This is a genomic window from Paenibacillus paludis (assembly GCF_042610515.1).
Classification (GTDB): domain Bacteria; phylum Bacillota; class Bacilli; order Paenibacillales; family Paenibacillaceae; genus Paenibacillus_AQ.
On sequence record NZ_JBGJZP010000002.1, the window covers coordinates 502411 to 513875 of the forward strand.

Below are 11465 nucleotides of genomic sequence, written 5' to 3' on the forward strand. Positions count from 1 at the left end.
CATCTCTAAAACAGCGCATTTTTAAATATCTTGTTAATGGAAGTCAGCAAAACGATCGAAACCACTGATTTGAACAAGCCAACTGCTGCCGCATACGAGAACATTCCCTGGCTCAGACCGTACCGGTAGGTGTAGGTATCAATTACATCGGCTGTTGCCATAATAGCTTCATTCTGCATCAGATAATATTGGTCAAATCCGGTATTCATAATGTTGGCTACGGCCAAAATAAGCAGAATGACCGCCGTTGGTTTCAGGCTGGGCAGTGTGATGAACCGTAACTGCTTCCATTTATTCGCTCCATCCATAGTGGAAGCCTCGTACTGCTCAGGATTGATGGACGATATCGCCGCCAGATAGATGATGGAGTTATACCCCATTGTCTTCCATGTGTTTGCGCTTGCAATAATTCCCCAGAAATAATTCTTTTCCTGGAAAAACAATATGCTTTGGTCGATCAAGCCGATATTTTTCAGTATCCCGTTAACTAGGCCGTCCGATGCCAGCAGCGTAACAAAGATATTGGCCGCTATAACCCAGGATACAAAATAAGGAAGATAGGCTGCAGACTGCACTGTTTTTTTGATAAACTTGTTCTTCACCTCATTCAGCGCAAGCGCAATAATGATCGGTGCCGGAAAGCTGAGCACAATCGTAATCAAGCTGGAGGATAGCGTATTGCGCATCAGATTGGCGAAATCACCGCTGCTGAAGAAGTACCTGAACCAGTCCAGGCCAATAAAATCACTGGTGAAAAATTGCGGCCAGAATGCTCCCCCCGGCTGATAATTGATAAACGCCATATACAGCCCGAACATAGGAGCATAGCAGAACGCAATTACCCAGATCAATGCCGGTATCAGCATCAGATACAAATATTTTGCCGACTTCAGACGACGCCAAATATCCTTCTTAACTTTCGGTTTGCTCCTTGCAGGTGATGAAGCCAGCTCCATTCCCATGGTGAACCCATCCTTTCTTGCTAGTTTTGCTTAGGTAACTGCCGTGTTAGCGACTGTATCCATATTATAAGAGCGCTCTCATATGGCAAGCCATAACAGGTTTGAACGATTGATACTGCAAATCATCACATTATTCTGCTGAAATATTAAAATCCAACGATACATACTACAATCCGCAGATTTTTACATCAAGCTCGTTGTTCGCCGCCCTAAGAGCGCCTACAATACAAATAGTAAGGAGGAATGATCATGCACACTTTGATGCTGGTTGAAGACGAACTTATTGAAATGGAGCTGCTGGAGCAATATGTGCCCTGGCATGAAATGGGCATCACGCTTGTCGGCTCTGCGCGGAACGGGCAGGAAGCGCTCCGGAAGCTGGACTCACTGTCTCCTGATATTGTGCTGACCGATGTCCGAATGCCCCTGATGGACGGATTGGAGTTTGCCCGGCAGATTAGGCTAATGAACAAAAACATCAAAATTATTTTTCTGAGCGGCCATAATGAATTTCAATATATTAAAGCAGCGCTAACCGTGGAGGCTGTCGGGTATCTGCTAAAGCCTATTGATATGGATGAGCTGCGGGAGCTGATCATAACGGTGAAACAAAAGTGCGAGGAGGATACCATCACACACCAGAATCTTGCGGCTGCGAAGGACCGCCTTCTCCTTAAATGGCTGACAGAGAAGGATGAGAACCTCAGCCGGCAATGGGAAGCGCAGCTGTTCCGACTGCCACTCCCCCTTCCAGAACAAGCATGTTATATCGCAGCTTATGTTACTGTTGATGGTGAATACGGACAGCAGCCGCCCGAGCTTGCTTCAGCCTCTCTGCTGGTTGCCGGGCTGCAGAAAAGGATAGAGCTCACGGCAGATCATGTAACCAGTGTGGAAACAGGGGAATACAGCTTGGGTCTTATTGTGATGTCCCATACTCCAATTCCCGAACTGGCGCACAAATCATTCTGGAGGAACTTGCTGAGCAGTATCCCAGAGCCTTACCCCTCCGCCTCCGTGACGATAGGCTTATCGGATGCAGGAGTATCTGTGCAGGAGCTGCCTCATTTATTCTGGATGGCGCAGCAGCGCAATGAGTGGAAATTTTTTCTCGGTACGGGAAAAGTAATAGATGGCGGGGATCGAATGGAGCCGGTACATACAGATCTGAAGCCTGAGGCATATGCGTCAGAACTGTGCAGAGCCCTTGCGGATACGGATGAGCGGAAGGCTGGCGGGATCATTGCTGAATACGCGGATATCCTCAGAAGCACTGGGGTAGGAAAAAACAGCGTCATTACCCAGCTGCTTGGACTATTGACAGGGGTAGAACATGAATTTGCTTCGCTGCTCGCCAGTGCCGGAGAGCTGCAGCTGTTCAGCAACCACTGGGAAAGATTATCCCAGCTTCTGACGATTGGCGATATGCAGCAGTATCTTCTCGATATTTGCGCAGAAATGATCTCCATGCTCAGAACCAGAGCCGGCAGCCCGGCACAAAAGCTTCTGACCAGGATTGATGAGCTCATTCAGGACAGGTTCTCCACCCCACTCACTGTAGAGGAAATTGCCAGAGAAGTATTTCTATCCCCCAACTATGTAAGAACTTTATATAAAGAAGCTACTGGTGAAACGATTCTCGAAGCCATCACACGCACCAGAATAGAGCATGCCACCCGGCTGCTGGGGGACAAGGCACTTAAAATTCATCAAATTTCCCGAGCAGCAGGATATGAGAGTGTGTCCTATTTCTGCTCCGTGTTCTTGAAGCATAAAGGCTGCTCACCCAATGAATACCGCAAAAAATTCATTCTGTAAGGTCGTGAAAAAGCATGCGCAGCATCTGGAAACACCTGAGTCTGATCCTCATGAATATGAATCTGCGGCGCAAACTTTTTGCCGTTTTTTTCGTGGCTTCCATTCTGCCATTGTCCCTGCTGATATATTTCTCATACCTCTCGATCCGCAATGAGCTGCGGGACCAGTCCTACGCGGCGATGATCTCAACCACGGCACAAGTCAATGCCAATCTGCAGAACAAACTGGACAACTATTTAAAAATATCGAATTCCCTGTTTCTGGACGGCACCCTGCGCAATTATTTGACCCGGACCTACATTGACAGCAGCCAGTACCTGGAGACTTATAACTATTTCGACAATCTCATAGGCTCAGTAAGAACCAGCAATCCGGAAATTTCCGCCATAACGATTTATACGGCCAACCGGTCTCTTCCCAAGGATAATGTTCTGATTAAACCGCTGGATGAAAATTCAAAGGGGGATGAGGTCCTCGAATCACTCGGCAACACTTACGGTAATGCCTTATTTCTGACTTTTCCGTCGGGTGAACAGCAAGCGCCTCGGCTGGTCCTGGCCCGGCTGCTCAACAACTACAGCCTAAACTTCCCCTATGGTATCCTTGTCATGGACATTCAAGAATCAGATATTTATTCCCTGGTTGAAAAGGAAGATGCCACTAAGAGCATCTATATCGTTGACAGTGAAGGCAATATCATCTCCAGCAAGGATAAATCCCTCCTGGGAAGGCCTTTTCAGACGCAGCTTCCGGAATCGTTTCCCCAGGAATCTTCCGGCAAATTTGACAGCACGTACAGAGGCGAGCCGGTGCTTGTGGTTTATAACACGTTGAACAATGGGTGGAAGACTGTAACTATTGTTCCTTATAGGAATTTTTCCAGTCTCGCCAAATCTGCTGCCTCTTCTCTGATGCCTATAGCGCTTATCTGCATTGCTCTCGCTATTTTGCTGATCTATACCACTGCCGGACTGTTCACGCGAAGAGTAATCTATCTGTTAAGAATTATCCGCAGGGCGGAGCGCAACGAATTCACTTCAACGATGCAAGTGATGGGAAACGATGAGATCGGACAGCTTAGCCAGGCCTTCAATATTATGTCCTCGCGGATCAACAGCCTGATTAATGAAGTATACAAAAAGGAAATTGCCCGGCAGGAGATAGAGATGAAAGTACTGCAGGCGCAAATCAATCCGCATTTCCTCTACAATACACTTGCCTCCATCTCTTCGCTTTCGATAAAATATGATGATTCGCGTATCCATAAAATGGTCGGCGAACTGGCCAAATTCTACCGGATCTCGCTGAACAAAGGCAAGCATATCATCTCTGTCAGCGAAGAGCTCAATCTGACCCGCCACTATCTGGCGATCCAGCAAATCCGCTTCAGCGGGCTGCTTCATGTGTATTACCAGATTGAAGATCGAATATTGCCGAAGCAAATCGTGAAGCTAACCTTGCAGCCGTTCATAGAGAACTGCATTAATCATGCCATTTGGGATGTGGAGGCCAGACTGAATATTATCCTCCGAGGGTATAGCCTTGGGGGGGATATTGTGCTGGAGGTTATCGATGATGGGATGGGCATGCCTCCGGGCAAAGCCGCAACCATACTGGAGGACATTTCCGATGGCAGCAGCGAATCCTTATCCGGGTACGGTATTGCCAACGTCAACCGCCGACTGAAGCTGCTGTTCGGAGACCCTTATGGCGTTACTATTTTTAGTGCTCTCGGGATTGGAACACAGGTCATTATCCGCATCCCAGCCTCGGGAATATCGCAGAATTAATGCAATAATTTCCGCAGCGCGCGTGTAACCAAATAGGGAACAGCATTGGGCAGAGCTGCCCTTTTGCTGTTCCCTTCAGGATATAACTTACTCTGTTAACGGCCCGATTGTCCGGAATCATAACCAGGGGCGATCACACCGATGTCAGGCCCAGCTTCAAAGCCCTCCGCCGTATAGAACAGCTGTTGATTTCCTTTGACGGCAACGCTGTAGGTGTTGCCTCCCCACTGAACCAGGCCTTGTGCAGGCTGAGCCATCATGCCCACCAGTACCTTCAGATTTCCTCCGCGGTCCGTCACGGCTCTTGTTCCATAAGGGAATGCGAGATGTGCATTGCCCTCCTTGTACAGCATGGCTCCTTCCCGGGTATTCACCAGCTCATACGACACCCCGTCGATGATGCGGGCATAAGCAGTCGCGCTCGCCAGCTCTTCCCCATGATCCATGGCATAAGGCACAAGTCCGGTAAACCACAGCTCGCCTTCCGGTGCCGGCAGGATGCCGCAGGTCCGCTCCACGAAATCCAGCACACAGAGAATCGCCGGGGAGTAGGTATCAGTATAACCTTCGGTTCCGGTCCACGGGCTTATAGTCTGGGAGAAATTCTTCATCCTTGCCACTGCATTCAGAATAGGGGTGATGATCCAAGTCAGCTCCACATACCGGCCATGGGCTTCAAAGGCATGCGGAGTGCGGATCAGGGTCAAGAAATTGGTTGTGCCCGCCCAGCTGTTATACGCCGATGAGGGGTCAAACCGCGGATCATCCATCGCGATGGACGTTAAAGGATATTTGGCAAAAAACTTTGCGGTATTCAGCAAATACCGCTTCAATGCCGAGTCGAACAAGGCACGCTCACCTACTTCACAAGCCAATACACGCAGCAATACATCGGATTGAACCCGCACAAAGTGGTCATTGCGGTCCAGGTCATAAAAGAATTCATCGCTTTCGTCATAGCAATATTGAAACAGACTATCGAGGCTTTTTGCCGCTTTGCGCTCCCAGACAGAGCCTTCTTCTCCCAGGATACTGGCCATACGGGCCATATACTTGCGCTGGCAGTAGCAATTGGCCGTGAGGTCTGGCGCAAGCAGCGGCAGTACTGGCGATTCAGGGCTGAAGCGGCGCGGATCATCCATGTGCGGGGTATCCGGAATATGCCAGAACCGCGGGGACAGATCGTGGCCGGTGTCAAAAGTACAGAACGCCTCCACACAGCCTGAGCCGCGTGTATTCCTGTACTGTTCCAGCCACTCGTCAAATCCGGCCATTGCCTGGTACATCTCCCGCAGGAATTCTTCATCTTGTCCGTTCAGGGAGTAATGATTCCATACGCTTCTCGCGAGCGGCGTCACCATCTGAATTTGCCTGTAGGCCGGACCGTTGTCCGTAATCTTGTAAGGGAGCAGGCCGTCCTCCCTCCGGTACTCGGCGAATAGGCGAAACGTAGCCTGCGCGACATTCGGCATAAATCGGGACAAAAGCTCTGCGTTGATCGTCCCTGTACTCTCCAGCCAGGTGCCTCGATAAGCACCTCCTTCATGAAGCACGGGTGCGCCTTCGCCGACAGAAACAATGCAGTCCAGCAGTTTCTTAACCGCGCTGTAATAGACCTTCTCCAGGCCCCCGGAAGCAGAGGCGAATTTCACACCGGAGTTCAGCCATTCCTTCAACACCTGTTCATCGGAAGGTTTCTTAAGCTCACCGATCTCGGATGCCGTGTCGATGCTTCTTAGCCGGTCAAGCAATTCCTTCATCGCTATGCACCGCCTCTGTGAACGTCATATTGGAACCACTTGAAATCTGCGTTCCCGCCTGTTACTTCACTCGTATAGCTGAACAAGCCCATACGCGCCCCCTTCCAGAACCCCGGGAGCATAAGGCAAGGACCACCGAATGGAATCCATTCCTCACCTAAGCTGAAGATAAACCGTGTCTCTCTATCCAGATCAATGAGGCTTCCCAGTCTCACCGTCTCTCCTGCCAGCTTTGGACCGTGAAACACGGTTCCGCCCGTGACTGCACGCAGATAAATTCCTTCCGGCTCCGAGACTGCCCCGATCCAGTTCTCCTCCCGGGCACACAGAAAAGCAAACCCGGCGCGCTGGCCGGTCTTCATGCCGCCGATGAACAATTCGGTGCTTGCTGCCCCTCGTTGGCCGATGATTTTTTGGGTCAGCGTGTTTCTGGCATGCAGCAGATCCCGTGCCTTGAGCGCCTGCAGCCGCAAACCGTTCTTAGTCAGTGACCAATTTCCATGGACAGGATTGTGATTCCATTGCCACTGAAGGCCCAGCTCCGGCCCGAGAAAATCATCCGATGTCGCAGGTAGCGCGGGCAAATGGCTTCCGGCGACACCCGGTTTGGCATAGATGTCAACGGGTTCTCCGTTCATGCCAATAACCGGCCAATCGTCCTCCCAGCGCACTGGCTGGAGATGGCAGACTCTCCCCAAAGCACCAGTGCTATTGAAGTGCAGAAACCAGGTTTCACCGTTTCTGAGTTCCACAATCGCACCCTGGTGCGGACCGTTAACCGCAGTAGCCCCCTGCTGCAGAACCACCTTTCGTTCGTACGGTCCATACAGGCTGCCGGAACGCAGGACGGTCTGCCATCCGGTCTCTACCCCTCCCTCGGGAATGATGAAATAATAATATCCGTTCCTTTTATAAATCTTTGTCCCTTCCGCAATTTTACCGACGTAAATGATGGTCCCTGGATCGAGCAGACGTTTCCCGTCCTTACTCATGCGGTGAAGGACGATGGGCCCTGCCCCTACGGTACTATGTCCAAGGTAGGCCTGGCCATCCTCATCCCAGAAGGGGCAAGGATCCTCCCAGCCGGATACCCGGGCCACTTCATGAAGCGGCTCCCAGGGTCCGGCAGGATGGGAAGCTGAACTCATGTAAAGACCTTCATCCGGTGTGCAGAAGTAAACATAGAAACGTCCGTCATTATAACGGATTGCAGGCGCCCAGCTTCCTTTGGCGTACCCGCGCATTTCGTCATAGGCCGGGTCGATATCCAGCCGTTCGTACACTTTCCCGGTCAAACTCCAGTTCACCAGATCCTTTGAATGAAACACCTGCATGCCCATAAAATGAAAGTCCGAGCATACCATATAGAAATCGTCGCCCACGCGAATGACATCGGGATCGGAAACATCTGCATTCAGCACAGGATTGCGATAATAGCCATTGCCCAAATCTCCCCAGCGGGGCCATTCAGCCAGGTCGTGTATATTCACAAATTTCTCTCCTTGTCGTCTAGCAGATTATCCTTTGACACTGCCCATCACTAGCCCCTTCATAAAATACTTCTGCAGAAATGGATACACGATGAGGATTGGAAATGCCGCCAGAAACACTTGCGCCGCCTTAAAGGTTCTATCCGAAATCGCAGACATATCCAGCAGATCATTTGTGGTGGCCGTGCTCGGATCTACATTGATAATGATCGTCTGCAGATAACTTTGCAGCGGGTAATTCGCGGTGGAGTTCATATAGATTAGACCGTCAAACCATGAATTCCAGTGAAATACGACAATGAACAAGGTAATCGTCGCCACGGAGGGCTTGGATAAGGGAAGGTAAATGCTCCATAATGTCCGCCAATGGCCTGCACCGTCCATATTGGCCGCTTCCTCAATCTCTTTCGGCAGCTCGCGGAAGAAGTTCATCAGCAGAATAACGTTGAAGACCGAGACGGCAGAGGGCAGGACCAAAGCCCAGAGTGTATCCAGCAGCCCCACTGTTTTTATCGTCATATAAGTCGGGATCAGCCCGCCGTGGAACAGCATGGTAACAATGAAGAACCAGGCGTAGATATTTCGCGAGCGCAGCACCTGCTTCTCTTTGGACAACGGATAAGCAATCAGAATGCTTACGCTCATGCTGATGGCATAACCCAGCCCCACCCTCTTGAGCGATACGAGAAATCCGTCGAGAAATTCATGTTTGGTCAAGGCAAACTTATAGGAAGCGATCGTGAAATCTACGGGCCACAGTTTCACATAACCTGCCGCCGCTGCACTGCTGGAGCTGAAGGAAATCGCCAGCACGTTGATCAGCGGCAGAATGCAGGCAATGGCGGTCACACTCAGTAATATATAATTCACAATCAGAAATACTCTTCTGCTGGCAGTTAACTTGTGCAATTCCTCTCCCCCTTAAAAGATTCGATATCCGGCATACCGGTTAGCCAGCTTGTTGGAGACGACAATCAGGACCAGAGAGATCACTGATTTGAACAGTCCGACGGACGTGGCAACCCCGTATTGCGCTTCCACCAAACCAAGCCTGTACACAAAGGTATCAATAATATCACCGGTGCTGTATACCATGGGGCTGTAGAGATTAAAGACCTGTTCAAAACCTGCGTTGAGCACATTCCCGAGACTCAGTACCGTCATCAGCGTAATTATGGGAAGCATGCCCGGCAGGGTGACATTCAGCATTTGCTTCCAGCGGCTCGCGCCATCCACGGTAGCAGCTTCATACAAGCTCTGGTCAATCCCCGTCAGGGCCGCTAGATAAACGATAGTGCCGTAGCCGAATCCTTTCCAGGTGTCGGTTAGAACCAGTGTAAAGGGAAACCATTGGTCATTGCCCAGGAAGAAGATCGGCTTGACCCCGAACATCCCCAGAAACTGGTTGACGATTCCGCTGGAGGGGGACAGAATATCAATGAGTATTCCACCCAGAATGACCCACGACAAAAAATAAGGGAAGTAAATAGTCGTTTGAATCGTGCGTTTGAACAGCGCTCCGGAAACCTCATTGAGCAGCAGGGCGAAGATGATCGGAATCACCAGACCGGCAATGATTTTTAGAACGGCAATAAAAATCGTATTCCACAGCACACTTGTGAAATTCGGCATATCAAGCATATAGCGGAAATTATCAAGCCCGATCCATTTCGAATGGAAGATTCCCTTGGATGGCACAAATTTCTGAAAAGCGATTACAATTCCCATGATGGGAATATAACTGAACACAAGAGTCAGAATCACTCCGGGCAGCAGCATCAGATGCAGCGGCAACGACTTCAGCTTGTTTCGGGTACCCATCTCCTCAAACCCTCCATTTCTACCGCATCCCTGCCTTCTGGGGGAAAAGCGGCCTTTCCCCCGGAAGACATGAACTGCCAGCGGCTTTATTTATTTTTCTCCGCCCATTCATTGATTTCTTTCGTAATCTGCTCTCCACCGAGCTTGGTCCAATCCTCCACAAATTTGTCGAAGGTATCAATGGACTGTCCCATCACGATCTTGGTGAATACCTCCTCCTCCATCTTCTGGAGTGTGGCATTCTTCTCGACCATGGTGGCGGTTGGAGACCCGTAGAAGGCGTCGAAGATATAATTTTCATCGTTTACATATTTGTCTATGACATCAAAGCTGCTTGGCGAACCGAAGACGCGCTCTGTTCCCCAATTGGATCTGTCTCCGCTGCGGTAGGACATAATCCGCTCGTAATACCCTTTCTCTTCCGCTGACAAACTGGAAGGATCACCTGCTTCAATTGCTTTTATTGCGTTGTTATGTGCATTCAAATTCTTCTTGGCAGGGTCAGCGGCGATCAAATTGTACAGGTACACCGGAACATTGTTCGCGCTGATGCCAAATTCCGAATTGGATTCCGCATTCTCGTCATAGCCCTGCATGCCGAAGTTCAGCAGCTTGAAGATCGCTTCCGGATGTTTGCTGTCCTTGCTGACTCCATAGTAAGTGGTAATCGGCATGATACCAATCGGCGTTGCCGGCTCATTGTCGGATGAGAGTATAGGGAGCGCTTTCCATTCAGCGTTCGGATCATTGTCCACATTTTTCTGAATGACCGACAGCGGCGCAGACATGGAGCCATAAAATAACCCTACCTTACCGGCGGCCACCGATTCGGTTACCTTCGCACGGTCCTTGACACCGAATTCCTGATCAAGCATTCCCGCCGCGTATAAATCCTGAAGCTGCTTCAACGCCGTTTTGACTCCCGGCTGAACACTGCCGTATACCAGCTGGCCGGACGAGTCCTTCACCCATTTGCCCGGGTAGACATGATACCCTGAGAAAAATCCCGAAGTTCCAAAATGCGAGTCGGTTAAAAAAGTCTTGGTGAGCGCAAGCCCAAAGGTGTCCGCTTTTCCGTTGCCGTCCGGATCCTTCTGGGTGAAGGCTTCGGCGACCGCCATCGCGTCCTGCATTGTCTTCGGCTCGGAAAGCCCAAGCTTATCCAGCCAATCAGTACGCAGATACAGGATCGGCAGACCGTCTACAGCAGAAGAAGTCCGCGGCAACGCCATCAGTCTTCCGCCAATCTTGGCCGTATTGAAGCTGGCTTCATCCTGAAGCATGATCTTCTTGGATAAAGGTGAAGCGTATTTCTCGAACAGATCGGTCAAATCATACAACATATCGTTCTCCGCTAAATCAGTAAGCTGCTTATTCTTCAGCCACATGATATCCGGCAAATCCCCGGAGGCTATCGAGACGTTCATTTTCTGGTCAAACTGTTCGACCGGCACTGTCCAGTCGTATTTGAGATTGATGCCCAGATCGCTGGCATAAGTACGTGTATAGATATTGTCTTCTATGGTATCGCCATTCTCGTATTTGTAAGTCGATTCCGTATATCTCCAGGCGGTGACGTCAACAGGCGGATCATATTTGGTGTTGATATCAATGGTGGTGCTCTCAGCGTTTGCACTGCTCTTATCGGTTTCCGCCGAGTTGCCGCCTCCGTTACTGCATGCGGCAAGCATAAGCATTCCCGCCGCGCTGAGAAGCGTCAAGCTTTTGATTTTTTGATTTGTCTTCATTTGAACCTCCCTGATGAATGTACTATTGCTGGGCCCCCGGTACTTTCAATGATAGATGTGTTACCGCTTTCATTCA

8 protein-coding genes are annotated in these 11465 nt (G+C 50.1%); 2 read left to right on the top strand and 6 right to left on the bottom strand.

The window, feature by feature from the left end:
• Positions 1–5: 5 nt before the first annotated feature.
• Positions 6–962: an ABC transporter permease gene (locus ACAN56_RS05660; protein WP_340897099.1), complete on the bottom strand. Its 957-nt coding sequence runs from the start codon at positions 960–962 to the stop codon at positions 6–8.
• A 249-nt stretch (positions 963–1211) separates the two neighbouring features.
• On the opposite strand from ACAN56_RS05660, the gene ACAN56_RS05665 reads away from it, so the two are divergent.
• Both ACAN56_RS05665 and ACAN56_RS05670 read left to right on the top strand, forming a co-directional pair.
• Positions 1212–2780 carry a response regulator gene (locus ACAN56_RS05665; RefSeq protein WP_379141053.1) on the top strand — a complete coding sequence of 523 codons (1569 nt, stop codon included), beginning with the start codon at positions 1212–1214 and terminating at the stop codon, positions 2778–2780.
• A gap of 14 nt (positions 2781–2794) precedes the next feature.
• On the top strand, positions 2795–4570 hold the full coding sequence (locus ACAN56_RS05670) for a cache domain-containing sensor histidine kinase (RefSeq protein ID WP_379141055.1): 1776 nt from the start codon (positions 2795–2797) through the stop codon (positions 4568–4570).
• A 95-nt stretch (positions 4571–4665) separates the two neighbouring features.
• Here the strand turns inward: ACAN56_RS05670 and ACAN56_RS05675 are convergent, their stop codons facing one another.
• The 5 genes from ACAN56_RS05675 to ACAN56_RS05695 all read right to left on the bottom strand — a co-directional run bounded on the left by ACAN56_RS05675 (position 4666) and on the right by ACAN56_RS05695 (position 11389).
• Positions 4666–6330: an MGH1-like glycoside hydrolase domain-containing protein gene (locus ACAN56_RS05675; protein WP_379141057.1), complete on the bottom strand. Its 1665-nt coding sequence runs from the start codon at positions 6328–6330 to the stop codon at positions 4666–4668.
• 2 nt (positions 6331–6332) lie between these two features.
• Entirely contained in the window at positions 6333–7820 is a 1488-nt protein-coding gene (locus tag ACAN56_RS05680; protein WP_379141059.1) for a glycoside hydrolase family 43 protein, read from the bottom strand.
• A gap of 27 nt (positions 7821–7847) precedes the next feature.
• Positions 7848–8729, bottom strand: a complete 882-nt coding sequence (locus ACAN56_RS05685) for a carbohydrate ABC transporter permease (RefSeq protein ID WP_379141062.1) — start codon at positions 8727–8729, stop codon at positions 7848–7850.
• 12 nt (positions 8730–8741) lie between these two features.
• Positions 8742–9641: an ABC transporter permease gene (locus ACAN56_RS05690; protein ID WP_379141064.1), complete on the bottom strand. Its 900-nt coding sequence runs from the start codon at positions 9639–9641 to the stop codon at positions 8742–8744.
• Positions 9642–9727: 86 nt separating this feature from the next.
• On the bottom strand, positions 9728–11389 hold the full coding sequence (locus ACAN56_RS05695) for an extracellular solute-binding protein (RefSeq protein ID WP_379141066.1): 1662 nt from the start codon (positions 11387–11389) through the stop codon (positions 9728–9730).
• Between the last annotated feature and the right edge of the window lie 76 nt (positions 11390–11465).